Below are 16925 nucleotides of genomic sequence, written 5' to 3'. Positions count from 1 at the left end.
ACCTCCCGGACTACTCGAAGGCGATGTACTTGGTCTCGAGGTACTCCTCGATACCTTCGCTGCCGCCTTCCCGTCCGATCCCCGACGCCTTGATCCCGCCGAACGGCGCGGCGACGTCGGAGATCACCCCGCGGTTCACGCCGACCATGCCGGACTCGATCGCCTCGGACACCCGCAGCGCCCGATCGAGACTGCGCGTGTACATGTAGGCCGCCAGCCCGTATTCGGTGGCGTTGGCCGCGGCGATCGCCTCGTCCTCGGTGTCGAATCCTGCCACGGCCGCGACCGGGCCGAAGACCTCTTCCGTCAGGATCCGCGCGGACGACGGGACATCGTCGAGCACGGTCGCGGGATAGAACCAACCCGGCCCGTCCGGTGCCTTCCCGCCCAGCCTCAACTGCGCGCCGTTCGCGACCGCATCGCCGACGAGGGTGGTGACGGTGTCCTTCTGGCCCGCGTCGATGAGCGGCCCGAGCGTGGTGGCCGGGTCGGTGCCCGGCCCGAGCCGGTACGCAGCCATCTTCTCGGTGAGCTTGGCGACGAATTCCTCGCGCACGGAGTTCGCGACGTGGAAGCGGTTCGCGGCCGTGCACGCCTCGCCACCGTTGCGCAGCTTCGCGGCGAGTGCGCCGTCGACCGCGGCGTCGAGATCGGCGTCGTCGAACACCAGGAACGGCGCGTTGCCGCCGAGTTCCATCGACGTGCGCAGCATCGCGCGCCCCGCCTTCTCGGCCAGGGCCCGCCCGACGCTCGTCGACCCGGTGAAGGTGAGCTTGCGCAGCCGCGGGTCGTCGAGCAGCGGGCCGGTCACCGCCCCCGCCCGGGAGGTCGGCAGCACCGAGAGCACGCCCTTCGGCAGGCCCGCGTCCTCGAGGACCCGCGCGAGCAGCAGCATCGTCAGCGGGGTCGCCGATGCCGGTTTGACGAGCATCGTGCAGCCGGCGGCCAGCGCCGGCCCGATCTTGCGGGTACCCATCGCGAGCGGGAAGTTCCACGGGGTGATCGCCAGGCAGGGGCCGACGGGTTGCTTCGTGACGACGATGCGGCCGGATCCGGCAGGCGAATGGGTGTAGCGGCCGGCGATGCGGACCGCTTCTTCGGAGAACCAGCGGAAGAACTCGGCGCCGTAGCGGACCTCGGCGCGACTCTCCGGCAGCGCCTTGCCCATCTCGAGGGTCATGAGCAACGCGAAGTCGTCGGCGCGGGCGGTGAGCGCCTCGAAGGCCGCCCGCAGCACCTCGCCGCGTTCGCGTGGCGCGGTCGCCGCCCACTCCGCACCGGCCGCGACGGCCGCGTCCAGCGCGCGGGCCGCGTCGGCGGGACTCGCGTCGGCGACTTCGGTGAGGATTTCCCCGGTGGCGGGATCGTGGACGGGGAAGGTCGCGTTGTTCTCCGCGGCGACCCATTCGCCGCCGAGGAACAGGTCGGTGGGCACGGTGCGCAGCGTCTCTGAGGTGTCCATCACCCCATCATGCGCCGCACCGTTTCGCCTTCGTTTCCGACCGACCGGTAACTTCCGGTGCGCATTAGTCTCTGCAGACATGGAAAACGTGACGCGGACCGCCCCGTGGCAGCACCTCTCCGAGCATCGCGCGGACATCGAGTCACTCCACCTGGGAGAGTTGTTCGCGACGGAACCGGGTCGCGCCGAAGCCTTCACGCTCACCGCGGCGGATCTCTACATCGACTACAGCAAGCACCTGATCACCGGCCGCACCCGGGAACTCCTGCTGGATCTGGCCCGGACCTGTGGGGTCGAGGCGCACCGCGATCGGATGCTCGCCGGCGACCACATCAACACCTCGGAGGACCGGGCGGTGCTGCACACGGCGCTGCGCCTGCCGCGCGAGGCCAGGCTGACCGTCGACGGCCAGGATGTCGTCGCCGACGTGCACGCGGTGCTCGACAAGATGGGCGAGTTCACCGACCGGGTCCGTGACGGCCGGTGGCGCGGCGCCACCGGTGAACGCATCACGACGGTCGTCAACATCGGTATCGGCGGATCGGATCTGGGCCCGGTGATGGTGTATCGGGCGTTGCGGCACTACGTCGACGCGGGTGTCGAGGCCCGGTTCGTGTCCAACATCGATCCGTCCGACCTGACGAACAACCTGCAGGGCCTCGATCCGGCCCGGACCCTGTTCGTCGTTGCGTCCAAGACGTTCTCGACGCTCGAGACCCTGTCGAACGCGACAGCGGCGCGGCGCTGGCTGGTCGCGGCGCTCGGTGAGGACGCGGTCGCGAAGCACTTCGTCGCGGTGTCCACACACGAGGAGCGGGTCGTCGAGTTCGGGATCGACCCGGAGAACATGTTCGGGTTCTGGGACTGGGTCGGCGGCCGGTATTCGGTGGGATCGGCGATCGGCTTGTCGGTGATGGCCGCGATCGGCAAGGAGCGGTTCGCGGAGCTGCTCGCCGGATTCCACGCGATGGACACGCATTTCGCGACAGCGCCGCTCGAATCGAACGCTCCGGTGCTGCTCGGGCTGCTCGGTGTCTGGTACACCAGTTTCCTCCGAGCACAGTCCCGCGCGGTGCTCCCCTACAGCAACGATCTGGTGCGGTTCCCCGCGTATCTGCAGCAGTTGACGATGGAGTCGAACGGAAAGTCGGTGCGTTCGGACGGCACCGCGGTGGACTATCCGACCGGGGAGATCTTCTGGGGTGAGCCGGGCACCAACGGTCAGCACGCGTTCTACCAACTCCTGCATCAGGGCACGCATCTGATCCCCGCCGATTTCATCGGCTTCGCCCGGCCCCTCGACGATCTACCGACACCCGACGGCAGCGGCTCGATGCACGACGTGCTCATGTCGAACTTCTTCGCGCAGTCGACGGTGCTCGCGTTCGGCAAGTCCGCCGAGCAGATCCGCGCCGAGGGCACCGACGAGACGCTGGTGGCGCACAAGGTGATGCCCGGCAATCGGCCGTCGACGACGGTCCTGGCGCCCGCACTGACCCCCTCCACGCTCGGTCAGCTGATCGCGCTGTACGAACACGAGGTGTTCGTCCAGGGTGTGATCTGGGGTATCGATTCGTTCGACCAGTGGGGTGTGGAACTGGGCAAGGCGCAGGCGCTCGCACTGGAACCGGCGCTGACCGAACCCGAAGAGCCTGCGTCGCTGGGCGATTCGTCGACGGATGCGCTGATCCGCGAGTACCGGCGACTGCGTCGAGGCTGACGATCCACGCGGTGGCGGCGAATCCGCTCACGCCGCACGGTAGTTGTCAACCTGTCTGAGACAGGTAGTGGTTGATGTTGATTCCGGTGAGGACGGATAGCTGTGGCGCGAGCGGGCGACGGTGAAACCGTTCGGGGTGCTCGGCGTAGATCTGATCGAGCCGGGCCTGGCGAGCCCGACGCTCCTCGGCATCGGTGCCGAAGAACACCGAGGCCGGGGTGTGCCGGGCCAGTCCGCTGTGCCGGTGTTCGGTGGCGTACCGCACCAGGAACTGCTCGGTCCACCGGCGTGCATGGTCGATGCTGTCGAACCGCAGCGGGCAGGACAGGTCGTACTTGATCGTCTTGAACAACGACTCGGAAAACGGGTTGTCGTCGCTGACCCGCGGCCGCGAATACGACGCCGCCACCCCCGCGGTCTCGAGGGCGTCGAGCAACCCGTGCGAGCGCATCGACGCCCCGTTGTCGGCATGCAGCACCGCCGGCACCCCGAACACGGCAAACGCCTCGGCGAACATCTGCACCGCCATCGTGGTGGACTCGGCGTACTCGATCCGCCACGCCACCGGAAACCTCGAGTACACGTCGATCGCCAGATACAGCAGATACCGGTCCTGCCGGCGTGGGCCCTGCAACATCGTGATGTCCCAGGACCACAGATCACCGGTCTGTGCGGCCGCCACCACCGGTCTGCGCCGCGAGAAGACGCCGCCGCGGCGGGTGCGGCGCCGGTCCCCGGTCAGGTTCTGTGCCCGCGCCACCCGATAGCACGTCGACTGCGAGCACGACACCAAACCTTCGTCGAAGGAACGCCAATACACCTGCGCCACAGACAGATCCACGTTCTCTTCGGCTAGGAGCAGCTCGACAAGGGCCTGTCTCTCGGCCGGTACCAGAGCCGCCGGCTGGACCCGGTCGGCGTGCGGGGTCGGATGCTCGACCGGCCGGTAGTGCGTGTAGCCACGGGCGAGGCGGTAGTAGCTCGACCGCGGCACCCCGACCAGCGCGCAGGCCCGGGTCACCGGCACGGCCGCCGCGTGCAGAGCGGTGACGGTGTCTATCAGGACAGGCTCTTGCGATCGAGCCAGGCGGCGTACTCGTCCGCGCTCATCAACGCCGGCGGGATCTCGGTGTCCTCGGTCGAGCTCGTGGTGATCCCCTGCAAGAGCTCGAATGCTTTTCCCAGAATCTCCTGGGCGGTCTCGGCCTGCACAACCTTCTGTCTGAGTCGCTCGTTCTCTTTGCGGAGCTTGGCCAGCTCCGCCCGATCCCGGCTGTCCATACGCATCCTCGACTTGTCCGCTGCCTTGACCATGGTAGTGGTGAAGTCTCCCCGATCACGGGCCCGAACCCACGCGTGGACGGTACTCGAGTCGAGATTGTTCTCCCGCATCAGTCGGGCCTTGGCTCCCCTGTCGAGGCACTGGTCCCACAACCGCAAGACCTCGAACTTGTACGCCATCGTGAACGAACGCTTACCGGTAGGAGTCCGTCCGATCGGGATGTCGATCATCTCTGTGTCCGTTCCCCGCGTTGGTTGCCGGGTGTCTCACGACCATCCTGGCAACCAACGCGCAGGAGGAGCGGATTCCGAATCGGTGGGCGAATTCGACGCCGGGTATCGCGCCGCCGGTCAACGTCACCTGTACGCGTGCGCAGGTACATCGACAGCGGCCCGAGTGGCTGCACGACCGGGGATATTGCAGACCGACCGGATGGCGGTGGGATGCATTCGGCCGGATCCGAACGCCCGCGACAGGGACTGATCTCCGACCTGAGGGCGTATCCCGCACAGGGTCTTGATCCCGGCAGAGCCGAGGGGTGCCCGAAAGATTCGATCTGTGCCTCGTCAGGAGGTGGGCGCGGGGACACGGGGTGCGGGTACGGGTCTAGTGTGCGACGACGTGAGTACCCGCACGAACGCGTGGCCCAAGCCACTGCGGCAACTCGGCACGCAGGTGATGCGCAGCCCGGGCCCGGGTGGTGGCATCGAGTTTCGCTGTCGCACTGCTGGCGGGGACCGCGCTGTTGCTGCTGCCGATCGCGACGCAGTCCGGGGTCGGCGCGGGAACGTTGCCGGCGTTGTTCACCGCGACGTCCGCGGTGTGCCTGACCGGGCTGATCGTCGTGGACACTGCCACCTACTGGTCCGGATACGGGCAAGGGGCGATCGTCGCGCTGATCCAGATCGGCGGGTTCGGCATCATGACGATGGCATCGTTGATCGGCTTGGTACTCGCCAACCGCATCGGGTTGCGGGCCCGACTCAACGCCGCTGCGGAGGTCCGCACCTCCGGTCTCGGGGATGTCCGCGCCGTCATCGTGGGGGTGGTACGCACCAGCGTGCTCATCGAAACCGTCGTGGCGACAGTGTTGGCCGCACGGTTCGCGATCGGATACGACGAACCCTTGCCACGGGCGGTGTGGCTGGGAGTCTTCCATGCGGTCTCGGCGTTCAACAACGCCGGTTTCGCGCTCTACAGCGACAACATCATCGGGTTCGCCGACGATCCGTGGATTTGCGTGCCACTGCTGGTCGCGGTGGTTCTCGGCGGCATCGGCTTTCCGGTGTTGTTCGAGGTCGGCCGGCATCTGCGCGGCCGCAGCCGCCGGTGGTCGCTGCACACCCGGATGACGGTGACGGTGACCGCTGTGTTGCTGGTGCTCGGCCCACTGCTGGTGCTGGCACTCGAGTGGCGCCACACATTGAGCGGCCACGCGCTCGGGGCGAAACTGCTGATCGCCACATTCCAGGGCGTCATGCCGCGAACGGCCGGGTTCAACAGTGTCGATTACGCCCAGATGGACGAGGCGAGTCTGCTCGTCACCGATGTGTTGATGTTCATCGGCGGCGGGAGCGGCGGCACTGCCGGCGGCATCAAGGTCACCACCTTCGCGGTGCTGCTGTTCGTCATCGCTGCCGAGGTACGCGGAGAGAAATCGGTGACGATCTTCGACCGGCGCATCGACCCCCGAGTGCAACGTCAAGCCCTGTCGGTCGCGTTGATCGGGGTCGCGTTGGTGGTGATCCCGACCCTGGCGCTACTCGCCGGCACCGGATTCGACCTCAATGCGCTGCTGTTCGAGGTGATCTCCGCGTTCGCCACGGTGGGACTGTCCACCGGGATCACCGCGCAACTGCCCGCCTGGGGGCAGCTGCTCCTCGTCGTCTTGATGTATCTGGGCCGGATCGGTCCGATCACCCTGGTCAGCGCGTTGGCGGCACGAGAGAACAATCGTCGCTACGAACGTCCCGTAGAAAGGCCCTTCATTGGCTAGAAAACCCGCTGCCGACGTGGTTGTCGTGCTCGGCCTGGGCCGATTCGGCAAGTCGTTGGCTCTCGAGTTGATGGCTCAGGGCACCGAGGTGCTCGGTATCGACGCGAGCGAATCGGTGATCGACAAGGTGTCGAACCGACTCACCCACGCTGCCGTCGCCGACACCACCGACGAGGAGTCACTGCGACAGCTGTCGGTGCACGAATACGGCCGGGCGGTCGTAGGTATCGGCTCGGACCTCGAGGCGAGCCTGCTGACAGCCTCGGCGCTGATCAACATGGCGGTACCGAACGTGTGGGCCAAGGCGATCAGCAATGCGCATGCGAAGATCCTCACGCAGATCGGGGTGCATCATGTGGTGCGGCCCGAGCACGACATGGGCAAACGCGTCGCGCATCTGGTCCGGGGCCGGATGATGGACTACATCGAGTTCGAGGACGGTTTCGCCATGGTCAAGACCACCCCGCCGGCATTCATCCTCGGCCAACCCTTGGCACGTACCACCATTCGTAGTCGGTTCGGGGTCACGGTGGTGGCGATCAAACGCCCCGGCGAAGGATTCACGTATGCCACCGCCGACACGATCGTCGCACCGGGTGACACCATCATCGTCTCCGGTCAGGTCCGCGACACCGAACGCTTCGCCGAACTGACCTGAACACCACGTCCGATGCAATCTGCGGTGTCTCGGTTGACACCAGAGCGAATAGCTCCTCGCCCGGGTCGCCGCCCTCGATTTCGGCAGGGCCGAGGTCGTGTGCTGCGCCTGTCCCGGCACAACTATCGTGTCCGCCTCATCCCGCGTTCACGCGGCGGCGACCGTCAGGCCGCGCGGGGATCCGTCCACGCGGTGGTGGTGTGGACGTGGCCGTTCTCGTCGATCAGGCGGGCGGCCAGGCCGTACTGCTCGAGCCAGCGCATCGCCCCGATCCCGCGGCGCAGAGAGACCGCGCAGGCCGCGTCCGCCCACACCGCGTCCGCGGCGATGACGGTGACCTCGTTCCACAGAGACGCCGGGGCATCACCCGCGGTACGCGTCGACATGGCCGCCCCGGGCGGAAGCTCGACGACGCCGCCCCCGGGCAGATCGATCTGCCAGCCCCCGGCCGGGCAGGGACCGGCGGTGGCCATCGTCTCGCCCATCCGCACCAGGACGCCGCACTCGAGGTTGCGGAACACCTCGGCGGCGGCCCGGTCGACCGTGTCGGCCTTCGCCGTCTCGCTGATGTCCAGGCTCACACCCCACGGGGCGAGGACGGTCTCGCCGTCGAGCTGCACGTCGAGGTAGGTGGGCATCGGATGGATCGGCGGCACAGCGGTCTCGTCGAGGCCGGCGTCGTCCGCAGACAGCGGATCGACGACACCGTCGGTCATCCGGGCTGCCCACAAAGCCGCACGCAGCAGCACCGACAGCCGAGGGCTGACCTGCACCGGGACGCCCTGGGCGAGGTTGACGGCGTGGATCTCCGCGTCGCCCCGCTGCGGGTTGCAGACCGCTTCGGACTCGACGACGATCTCCCGCACGATCCGCTCGGCGTCGCGCAGCGCCTCGTATTCGGTCACGGCGAGCGTGACACGCTCTCCCCACCCCCGCCATCTGCTGAATCTGATCATGACGGGCTCCACGCACGTTCGACGATCCGGTGACGATGTGTTCCAGTATGCGCTCGATCAGAGCCTGGACAGAATCCCCGCGGTGTCGATACCGGTCGGCAGGGTACCCAGCGCGATCCCCCAGTCGCGGTCGAGGCGGCTCGCACAGAACGCGTCGGCGACGGCCGGATGCCCGTGCCGCACCAGTTGCGCACCCTGCAGGACCAGCGCCATGAGTTCGACGACCCGGCGGGCCCGGTACTCGACGTTCTCGAGGTCGGTGAGTTCCTTGCCGACACGGGAGATCGCGTCGTCGAGCCGGCGGTCGGCGCCCTCGGCGAGCCGGGCCTCGGCGAAGAACGCCTCGACGGTGTCGGGTTGCTTGATCATGGCGCGCAGCGCGTCGAGCGCGGCGACGTTGCCGGAACCCTCCCAGATCGACATGAGCGGCGACTCCCGGAACAGCCGGGGCATGCCCGATTCCTCCGCGTAGCCGTTGCCGCCGAGACATTCGAGGGCTTCGGCGGCGTGCACGGGTGCCCGCTTGCACACCCAGTACTTGGTGACGGCGAGCGCGATGCGCCGCAGCGCCGCTTCCTGCGGGTCGCCGGTGGCACGGTCGGTGGCACCGGCCAGTCGCATCATCATCGTGGTGGCCGCCTCCGATTCGACGACGAGGTCGGCGAGCACGTTGCGCATGAGTGGCTGGTCGATCAGCAACGCGCCGAACGCCTTTCGGTGCCGGGCATGATGTACCGCGCGCAGCGTGGCCATCCGGATGCCCGTCGAGGATCCGATGACGCAGTCGAGCCGGGTCATGTTGACCATCTCGATGATGGTCGCGACACCGCGACCCTCGGGTCCGACGAGCCAGCCGGTCGCCCCCTGGTATTCGATCTCCGACGACGCGTTGGACTTGTTGCCGAGCTTGTCCTTGAGCCGCTGGATGTGGATGCGGTTGCGGGTGCCGTCCGGCAGCACGCGCGGCAGCAGGAAGCAGCTCGGCCCGTGTTCGGTCTGTGCGAGGGTCAGGAACAGGTCCGACATCGGCGCCGACGTGAACCACTTGTGGCCGACGATCGTGTAGCTGCCGTCGGCGTTCTCGGTCGCGGTGGTGGTGTTGGCGCGCACGTCGGAGCCGCCCTGCTTCTCCGTCATCGACATGCCCGCGATCAGTCCCCGCTTGGAACTCGGTTCGCGCAGACCGAAGTCGTAGTGTGGTGCGGCGAGCAGCGGTTCGTAGCGGTCGGCGAGTTCGGGGTTGTGCCGCAGCGCGGGGATCGCCGCGTAGGTCATCGAGATAGGGCACATGTGCCCGGCGTCGGCCTGTCCCCACGTGTAGAACTTCGCGGCGCGGGCGACGTGCGCGCCCGGGCGCGGGTCGCGCCAGGGCGCTCCGTGCAGTCCGTGTTCGACGGCGACGGTCATCAGGTCGTGCCAGTGCGGATGGAACTCGACCTCGTCGACGCGGTTGCCGTACCGGTCGTGGGTGTGCAGGACGGGTGGGTACTCGTTGGCGAGACGACCCCAGTCCTGGGCGCGGACGCCACCGGCGAGCACCCCGAGCGCGCGCACCTCGTCCTCGGCCCAGGCGGCGCCTTCGCGGCGCAGTCCCTCGAGCAGCGCCGCGTCGTCGGCGGCATCGTAGGGCACGAGGTCGGGGACCTGGTTGAACACCTCGTGGGTGGGCGGGAAGGTCGGGGTCATCGTGGGGCTCCCAGGGCTCGGAGGGCGAATGTGACGAGGTCGGGGACGGTGCCGACGGTGGCGGTCCCGGTGTGCAGGGGGTCGGTGAGCACTTCACCGACCGCGCCGACGAGGGCGGCAGCGGCCAGGCCTGCGTCCTGGTCGGGGAACTCGCCGGTGGTGATGCCGTGCCCGATCGCGTCGGCGAACGCGGCCGCGAACGCGCGGCGCAGCACGAGCCGTTCCGCATCGAGCGCCGCGTCCACCGGTTCGGCGAGCAACGTGTAGGCGAGCCGGGGGTTGCGCAGCGCCCGCTGGGCGAAGGTCTCGACGAGCGCGGCGACCTTGCCGGTCGCGGACCCGGCCGCGGCGGATGCGACGGTGACGGCTTCGACCTCGCGGGCGCACAGGTCGCGGAAGATCCGGACCATCAGTTCGGACTTGTCGGTGTAGTGGCGGTAGACGGTGCCGGTGGCGACCCCGGCGTGTTCGGCGACGGCAGCGATGGACAGCGCCCGGTAGCCGTGATCGGACAGCAGCGCGATCGCGGCGGCGGCGATCGCGGCGCGTCGGTCTTCGAGTCGCTGCTCGACGGCAGCGGTCCGGCGGTAGGCCACGCAAGAATTGAACCTCAGTTCATCTCTTCGGTCAACGGTCGGCGCTACGGTCGAGGGCGTGAACCGGCTGAGCGTGGTGGACGAGATCTTCCTGCACCGGCACCGAGGACTCGGACTGCCGGTGGTCATGCAGGGGCTGTGGCGCAGCGACGACACTGTCGACCTGCCGCTGTTGATGTCCCTGCACGATGCTCTCGCAAGCGGTTCACTCGGTCGGCGTGTCGTGCGCCCGCGCGTCCCGGGTGCCCGGCCGCGGTTCGAACCGAGCCTCGACTGTTACCCCTTGCACTACCCCGCCGACCCGTTGTCCGCGGACGGCATTCTCCCGTGGGCCGACGAGCAGGCCGAGATCGATGTCGATCCGGAGCGGCGACCGGGCTGGGCCCTGACCGCCACCCCTGTCGTGGGCGGCGGCACCGTCGTCTCGCTCGTGTGTTCACACGTGCTGGCCGATGCCCGCGGCCTGATCGACGCGGTCACCGCCGCACTCGCCGGCACCGCCGAACCACCGAGCGACGAGCACACCTCCGACATACGCGACGCCCTGCACCTGATCCGCCGGGTCGGTCGCGGCCTGCGCGGGGTGCGCTACTCCCCCGCCTCCCGCACCGCGCGGGCACCGCGAACGGCCGCGGCGCGGCCGGTCACCGCGCTGCTCGACGTCGACGCCGCGCAGTGGGACCGGGTGGCCGAGGCCGACGGCGGAACCCCCAATGCGTTGTTCCTCGCGATCGGCGCCGGCATCGCCCGCCGCGCGGGCGTGCCCTCTCCGGTGAGGGTCGCGGTGCCGGTGGACGCGCGCAGCTCCGGGACCGCCGCGAACGGAGTGACCACCACCGAGGTCGTCGTCGGACCGGCGGACACCCCCGCGCGGATCCGCGACGCCGCGCGCGAGGCCTACCGGCGACCGCGCGAGGGCGCGCCGCACGGGATCCCCGACGAGATCCTGCAGCTCGTTCCCGACCGGCTGGCCGCCCGGCTCGCGGCGGGCGCCGGCGAACGAGATGTGTTGTGTTCCAACATCGGAGCGATTCCGGACAGCCTGGCATCGCTCGGGCCGCACCGCACCGGCGGCTTCGCCGCGCGGGCGATGCACCCGGGACTACCCGCCCCGCAAGCCACCACGTCGACACGGCTGGCGGCCTATCTGTGCGCGTTCGCCGGGCACTACACGCTCGCGCTCGTCGCACTCGATGCCGACCGGTTCCCCGATGCAGAGACGCTGCGCCGTCACGCCGACGGCGAACTCGCCGACCGCGGCCTGCGCGCCCACTCTTGGTGACCGGTACCCGGGGCAGACGACGGCAGTTGTGACGGGACATCACGTACAGTGACGCCCATGACGTCCGAGACCCTCGTCACACTCGCCGACGGCGCGGTCCGAGGCAGCCGCGTCGGCGACCTCCTGTCGTGGCGGGGCATCCCCTACGCGGAGCCGCCGGTCGGCCCGCTGCGGCTGCGGGCGCCGCGGCCGGTGCAGCCGTGGGACGGCGAACTCGACGCGACCCGTTTCGGCAACGCGGCGTGCCAGGCCCCGAAAGGCGCCTTCACCGGAAGCCGGGAACGCCTGGCGATCAGCGAGGACTGCCTGACCCTCAACGTCATCGCGCCCGCTGCCCGATCGGCCACACCGCGTCCGGTGATGGTGTTCGTGCACGGCGGCGCCTACACGATCGGCACGAGCGCGCTGTCGGTCTACGGCGGACAGTCGCTGGTGCGCCGCGGCGACGTGGTCTACGTGTCGCTCAACTACCGGCTCGGCGCCCTCGGCTACCTCGACTTCTCGGTGTTCTCGACACCCGCCCGGCGATTCGACTCCAACCTGGGGTTGCGCGACCAGGTGGCCGCCCTCGAATGGGTGCAACGCAACATCGCCGCGTTCGGCGGCGACCCCGGCAACGTCACCGTCTTCGGCGAGTCCGCGGGCGGCAGCGCGGTCACCACCCTGCTCGCGACCCCCGCCGCCCGTGGCCTGTTCGCGCAGGCGATCGCGCAGAGTCCCGCGCCGGATCTCGTCGTCGACGGCCCGCGCGCCGCCGAGTGGGCCGCGCGGTTCGTCGAACTGCTCGGCGCCGACGCCGATTCTGCGGCGGCCGCGCTCGAGGCCGCGTCGCCCGCCGAACTGGGCCGCGCCGGGAGCCGGCTGTCCCGTGACACGCTGCGCGCAACCCCCGGTCTGCACCTGTTCGGCCCGGTCGTCGACGGCGACTTGCTGCCGGTCCACCCCCTCGAGGCGTACGAATCCGGTGCCGCACACCGTGTTCCGTTGATCATCGGCACCAATGACCGGGAGGGCGCGCTGTTTCCGCGTTTCCTCGATGCGCTACCGACCAACTGGGAGCGCATCGACCGGATGTTCTCGCTCACCGACGAGTCGGCCCGCGACCGCATCGTCGCGGCCTATCCGGGCTATCCGGCCGAACGCGCGGCGGTCGACATCGGCGGCGACCTCACCTTCTGGTATCCGTCGGTTCGGATCGCCCAGGCCCATTCGCGGTTCGCTCCCACCTACAGCTACCGTTTCGACTTCGCGCCCCGGCTGCTGCGCGTGTCCGGATTCGATGCGACGCACGCGGTGGAGCTGCTCTCGGTCTTCGATCAGGTGGACACGCCGCTGGGCCGGGCGTACACGGCACTCGGCGGTCGCCGCGGGCTGCGTCTGGTCAGCGACACCGTGCAGCGGCAGTGGTTGCACTTCGCGCGCCACGGTGAACCGTTGCCGTCGTGGCCGCAGTACGACGAACGGGACCGCGCAACGACGATCTTCGACGTGCCGACCCGGGTGGAACACGATCCGCGGCGGGAGCGCCGGCTGGCGTGGGAGGGCTTCGCGGGCTACCGCACGCCGGTGTCCCCGTAGCCGGTGTCCCAGTCGCGGGTCACTTCGCGACGGTCAGCAGGAACGCCACGTCCTCGAGAGCGGACACGCTGTGCCGGGTCGACGGGAGCACGAGGAAATCCCCGGCCGATCCCTTCCACGACTGGTCCCCCGCGATCAGGGACAGCTGACCGGTCAGGACCTGGAGCGTCGCCTCACCGGGGCTGTCGTGCTCGCCGAGTTCGTGTCCGGCGAGCAGTGCGATCACCGTCTGCCGAAGGTGCTTGGTGTGACCGCCGAGCACCGTCTGCGAACTGCGTCCGTTGCTCGATGCCGCCGCGAGTTTGAGCTGCTGCCGGGCCATGGCGGTGAGGGAGAGCTTGTCCATGTTCGCAGTATGGCCCACCCTGCGGGCACGGTCTCAGGTTCGCGAGTACCCGACCCAGCGGAACCGGATGCCGGTGCGGGACTGCTGCCACTCACTGTGCTCGGCGATCGTCCACTCCGGCCCGATCCCGGGGGCGACGGCGTCACCGTCGATATCGAGATCGACCTCGGTGACCAGCAGCCGCGTCGCGTGCGGCATGGCCTGCGCGTAGATCTGGCCGCCGCCGATGACGACTGCGTCGGCACCGTCGACGAGGCGCAGTGCAGCGTCGATGCTGCCGGCGACCTCGGCTCCGTCGGCGGTCCAGTCGGGATTGCGGGTGACGACGATGTTGCGGCGTCCCGGCAGGGGCCGGAACTTCGCGGGAAGCGAATCCCAGGTGAGCCGGCCCATGACGACGGGCAGCCCCATCGTGACGTCCTTGAAGAACGCCATGTCCTCCGGGATGTGCCACGGGATCGTCCCGTTCCGTCCGATGACACCGCCGCGGGCCTGCGCCCAGATCAGGGTGAGCGCCCCGGTCACACCGCCACCGGCGCCTTGATCCCGGGATGGTGCCGGTAGCCGACGATCTCGACGTCCTCGAACTCGTAGTCGAACAGCGAATCGCGGCGGTTCAGTTTCAGCGTCGGGTACTCGAACGCCTTGCGGCCGAGCTGCTCGGTGACCTGCTCGATGTGATTGTCGTAGATGTGGCAGTCGCCGCCCGTCCAGATGAACTCGCCGACCTCGAGCCCGGTCTGCTGCGCCACCATGTGGGTGAGCAGTGCGTAGCTGGCGATGTTGAACGGCACGCCGAGGAACAGGTCGGCGCTGCGCTGGTACAGCTGGCAGCTGAGCTTGCCGTCGGCGACGTAGAACTGGAAGAACGCGTGGCACGGCATCAGCGCCATGTCGTCGAGGTCGGCGACGTTCCACGCGGAGACGATCATGCGCCGCGAATCCGGGTTGTTGCGGATCGTGTCGATCACCTGGCTGATCTGGTCGATGTGCTCGCCGCTCGGTGTGGGCCAGGACCGCCACTGCACGCCGTAGACGGGTCCGAGCTCGCCGTCGGCGTCGGCCCATTCGTCCCAGATGCTGACGCCGTGTTCCTGTAGCCACCGCACGTTCGAGTCGCCGCGCAGGAACCACAGCAGCTCGTACACGATGGACTTGAGGTGCACCTTCTTCGTGGTGACCAGCGGGAATCCCTGTGCGAGGTCGAAGCGCATCTGATGCCCGAACAGGCTGCGCGTCCCGGTCCCGGTGCGGTCGGCCTTGGGGGTGCCGGTCTCGAGGACGAGGCGCAACAGGTCTTCGTAGGGCGTCGGCACAGTCACGCCCCGCAGTCTAGTGGCGTGTCCATCCACCCTGTTGGGCCGCCCGGAAGGCTCAGGCGGCCTAGCCTGTGCCTATGCCCGAACTACCCGAGGTGGAGGCACTGGCCGGGTTCCTACGGGAGCATGCGGTGGGGTCGGTGGTGGGCCGCGTCGACGTCGCGTCGATCAGCGTGCTGCAGACCGCCGACCCGCCGATCACGGCGCTGCAGGGCCGCGATGTCACCGGCGCGCGCCGGTTCGGCAAGTTCCTGTGCCTCGACTGCGGCGACCTCTCGCTCGTCACCCACCTGTCGCGTGCCGGGTGGCTGCGCTGGATCGACGACCCGTCCCCCGCGCCGCCGCGCCCCGGCAAGGGACCGCTCGCACTCCGCGTGCACCTGTTCGCCCCCGACGCGACGACCCCCGCCGTCGACCTCACCGAAGCCGGTACCCGTAAACGCCTGGCCGTGTGGGTCGTCGAGGATCCGCAGCAGGTGCCCGGCATCGCGCGGCTCGGCCCGGACGCGCTCGACATCACCGCCGACGATCTCGCGGCGCTACTCCGCGGCAGCACGTCGAGACTCAAGACCGTCCTGGTCGACCAGACCGTCCTCGCCGGTATCGGCAACGCCTACTCCGACGAGATCCTGCACGCCGCGCGACTGTCCCCCTTCGCGACGGCGGGCCGCCTCACCGGCAACCAGGTCGACGCCCTGCACGAGGCCCTGCGTGCGACCCTCACCGACGCGGTCGCGCGCTCGGCCGGACAGGACGCGGCGCGCCTGAAAGGCGAGAAGCGTTCGGGAATGCGGGTACATGCGCGCACGGGGTTGCCGTGCCCGGTGTGCGGCGACACCGTCCGCCAGGTCGAATATTCGGAACGGTCCTTCCAGTACTGCCCGACCTGTCAGACCGGCGGCAAAATCCTGGCGGACCGAAAGCTGTCCCGACTGCTGAAGTAGCTTGCACGGCGTGGACATCTCGACTCGGGTGCGCGACTCGGTCCGTGCGCTCTCGCCCGGCTACTTCGCGTTCGTCATGGCCGGCGGCATCGTGTCGATCGGGCTTCACCTGAAGGATCGGACGGTGGCGTCGACGGCCGTGCTGGTCGTCGCGGCCGCCGGGTACGCCGCGCTCGTGGTGCTGTCGCTGTGGCGGCTGATCGCGTTCCGGCACGAGATGCGCGCCGACCTGGCCGACTCGGGCCGCGCGTTCGGGTTCTTCACGTTCATCGCCGGTAGCAACGTCCTCGGCGTCCGCCTGATCAGCGAAGGCTGGCATTCGACCGCGGCGGTGCTGCTCGTCGTCGCCGCCCTCACCTGGCTGGTGCTCGGCTACGTGATTCCGTGGACGGCGGTGCTCGGCAGTGCGGGGCGCCCCGTGCTCGCGAAGGCCAACGGCACGTGGTTCGTCTGGGTGGTGGCCAGCGAATCCGTCGCGATCGCCGCGGCGACCCTGCAACCGGTGTACGACGAGTTCGAACGCCTGCTGGCGGCGGTGGCCGTCTTCACGTGGGGTGTGGGCCTGTTCCTGTATGCCGCGGCCGGCATCTTCGTGGCGGCACGGATGCTGCAGTATCCGCTGCGTCCCGCCGACCTGACGGCCCCCTACTGGGTGTCGATGGGCGCGTGCTCGATCATCGTGGTCGCCGGGGCCCACATCGTGGAGATGGCCGACGCACCGATGGTCGACGCCACCCGCGGGCTGATCGCGGGCCTGGCCGTCGTGATCTGGGCGTTCGCGACGTGGCTGTTCCCGCCGCTCATCGCGGCGGGGTGGTGGCGCCACCGCATCCACAAGGTTCCGCTGACCTACGACTCGTCGCTGTGGTCGATCGTGTTCCCCCTCGGCATGTACGCGGTCGCCGGGATCTATCTGGGCCGGGCCGACGATCTACCTCTCGTCGGCATGGTCGGCGCCGGCGAACTGTGGGTCGCGGTCGTCGCGTGGGTGGTGGTGTTCGCGGCGATGCTGCACCGGATCTGGACGAGGGTGCTGCGCGGCCCTGCCCCTGCACGGTGACAGCGTCCGAGCGCGTTCCCGGGGTGCGACTACGGTATCG

Annotated in this window: 15 protein-coding genes and 1 pseudogene; 7 read left to right on the top strand and 9 right to left on the bottom strand. The window is 69.1% G+C overall.

What is annotated here, in order from left to right; genetic code table 11:
- Positions 1 to 10: 10 nt before the first annotated feature.
- Positions 11 to 1462, bottom strand: coding sequence for an NAD-dependent succinate-semialdehyde dehydrogenase (locus tag RZ1_RS07300; protein ID WP_072810517.1), 1452 nt, complete (start codon positions 1460 to 1462; stop codon positions 11 to 13).
- Between the two features lie 79 nt (positions 1463 to 1541).
- On the opposite strand from RZ1_RS07300, the gene pgi reads away from it, so the two are divergent.
- Complete coding sequence (pgi, locus tag RZ1_RS07295) at positions 1542 to 3182, top strand: glucose-6-phosphate isomerase (RefSeq protein WP_072810515.1); 1641 nt, start codon at positions 1542 to 1544, stop codon at positions 3180 to 3182.
- A gap of 46 nt (positions 3183 to 3228) precedes the next feature.
- Here the strand turns inward: pgi and RZ1_RS07290 are convergent, their stop codons facing one another.
- Both RZ1_RS07290 and RZ1_RS07285 read right to left on the bottom strand, forming a co-directional pair.
- Positions 3229 to 4209 carry a DDE-type integrase/transposase/recombinase gene (locus tag RZ1_RS07290; protein WP_238072196.1) on the bottom strand — a complete coding sequence of 327 codons (981 nt, stop codon included), beginning with the start codon at positions 4207 to 4209 and terminating at the stop codon, positions 3229 to 3231.
- Positions 4210 to 4241: 32 nt separating this feature from the next.
- On the bottom strand, positions 4242 to 4694 hold the full coding sequence (locus RZ1_RS07285; protein ID WP_072810511.1) for a hypothetical protein: 453 nt from the start codon (positions 4692 to 4694) through the stop codon (positions 4242 to 4244).
- Between the two features lie 448 nt (positions 4695 to 5142).
- Between RZ1_RS07285 and RZ1_RS07280 the strand changes: the two are divergent.
- A pseudogene (locus RZ1_RS07280) lies at positions 5143 to 6460 on the top strand (TrkH family potassium uptake protein).
- The gene (locus RZ1_RS07275) at positions 6453 to 7118 is read left to right on the top strand and encodes a potassium channel family protein (protein ID WP_244899318.1); all 666 of its coding nucleotides are present in this window, start codon (positions 6453 to 6455) and stop codon (positions 7116 to 7118) included. The pseudogene RZ1_RS07280 and the gene RZ1_RS07275 overlap by 8 nt, the downstream one beginning before the upstream one ends.
- A 164-nt stretch (positions 7119 to 7282) precedes the next feature.
- On the opposite strand, the gene RZ1_RS07270 is transcribed toward RZ1_RS07275, so the two are convergent.
- The 3 genes from RZ1_RS07270 to RZ1_RS07260 are packed head-to-tail and all read right to left on the bottom strand — an operon-like array spanning position 7283 to position 10356.
- On the bottom strand, positions 7283 to 8074 hold the full coding sequence (locus RZ1_RS07270; protein WP_072810505.1) for an FAD:protein FMN transferase: 792 nt from the start codon (positions 8072 to 8074) through the stop codon (positions 7283 to 7285).
- Between the two features lie 57 nt (positions 8075 to 8131).
- The gene (locus tag RZ1_RS07265) at positions 8132 to 9760 is read right to left on the bottom strand and encodes an acyl-CoA dehydrogenase family protein (RefSeq protein WP_072810503.1); all 1629 of its coding nucleotides are present in this window, start codon (positions 9758 to 9760) and stop codon (positions 8132 to 8134) included.
- The gene (locus RZ1_RS07260) at positions 9757 to 10356 is read right to left on the bottom strand and encodes a TetR/AcrR family transcriptional regulator (RefSeq protein ID WP_072810501.1); all 600 of its coding nucleotides are present in this window, start codon (positions 10354 to 10356) and stop codon (positions 9757 to 9759) included. Before RZ1_RS07260 ends, RZ1_RS07265 begins: the two co-directional genes overlap by 4 nt.
- A gap of 58 nt (positions 10357 to 10414) precedes the next feature.
- Here RZ1_RS07260 and RZ1_RS07255 point away from each other — a divergent pair, with 58 nt between their 5' ends.
- Together RZ1_RS07255 and RZ1_RS07250 are read left to right on the top strand one after the other, a co-directional pair.
- On the top strand, positions 10415 to 11638 hold the full coding sequence (locus RZ1_RS07255) for a hypothetical protein (protein WP_072810500.1): 1224 nt from the start codon (positions 10415 to 10417) through the stop codon (positions 11636 to 11638).
- Between the two features lie 57 nt (positions 11639 to 11695).
- Entirely contained in the window at positions 11696 to 13216 is a 1521-nt protein-coding gene (locus RZ1_RS07250) for a carboxylesterase/lipase family protein (protein WP_072810498.1), read from the top strand.
- Between the two features lie 19 nt (positions 13217 to 13235).
- Here the strand turns inward: RZ1_RS07250 and RZ1_RS07245 are convergent, their stop codons facing one another.
- The 3 genes from RZ1_RS07245 to RZ1_RS07235 are packed head-to-tail and all read right to left on the bottom strand — an operon-like array spanning position 13236 to position 14884.
- Entirely contained in the window at positions 13236 to 13562 is a 327-nt protein-coding gene (locus RZ1_RS07245) for a cupin domain-containing protein (RefSeq protein ID WP_072810497.1), read from the bottom strand.
- A 33-nt stretch (positions 13563 to 13595) separates the two neighbouring features.
- Positions 13596 to 14087, bottom strand: a complete 492-nt coding sequence (locus RZ1_RS07240) for a dihydrofolate reductase (protein WP_072810495.1) — start codon at positions 14085 to 14087, stop codon at positions 13596 to 13598.
- Positions 14084 to 14884, bottom strand: a complete 801-nt coding sequence (locus RZ1_RS07235) for a thymidylate synthase (protein ID WP_072810493.1) — start codon at positions 14882 to 14884, stop codon at positions 14084 to 14086. The genes RZ1_RS07240 and RZ1_RS07235 overlap by 4 nt, the downstream gene beginning before the upstream one ends.
- A 74-nt stretch (positions 14885 to 14958) precedes the next feature.
- Between RZ1_RS07235 and RZ1_RS07230 the strand changes: the two genes are divergently transcribed.
- Entirely contained in the window at positions 14959 to 15825 is an 867-nt protein-coding gene (locus RZ1_RS07230) for an Fpg/Nei family DNA glycosylase (RefSeq protein ID WP_072810491.1), read from the top strand.
- A 10-nt stretch (positions 15826 to 15835) separates the two neighbouring features.
- Positions 15836 to 16885: a tellurite resistance/C4-dicarboxylate transporter family protein gene (locus RZ1_RS07225; protein ID WP_072810670.1), complete on the top strand. Its 1050-nt coding sequence runs from the start codon at positions 15836 to 15838 to the stop codon at positions 16883 to 16885.
- Positions 16886 to 16925: the final 40 nt, after the last annotated feature.

The organism is Rhodococcus zopfii NBRC 100606 = JCM 9919, from assembly GCF_001895025.1.
Classification (GTDB): domain Bacteria; phylum Actinomycetota; class Actinomycetes; order Mycobacteriales; family Mycobacteriaceae; genus Rhodococcus; species Rhodococcus zopfii.
This window is presented reverse-complemented; position numbering and strand designations above follow the sequence as displayed.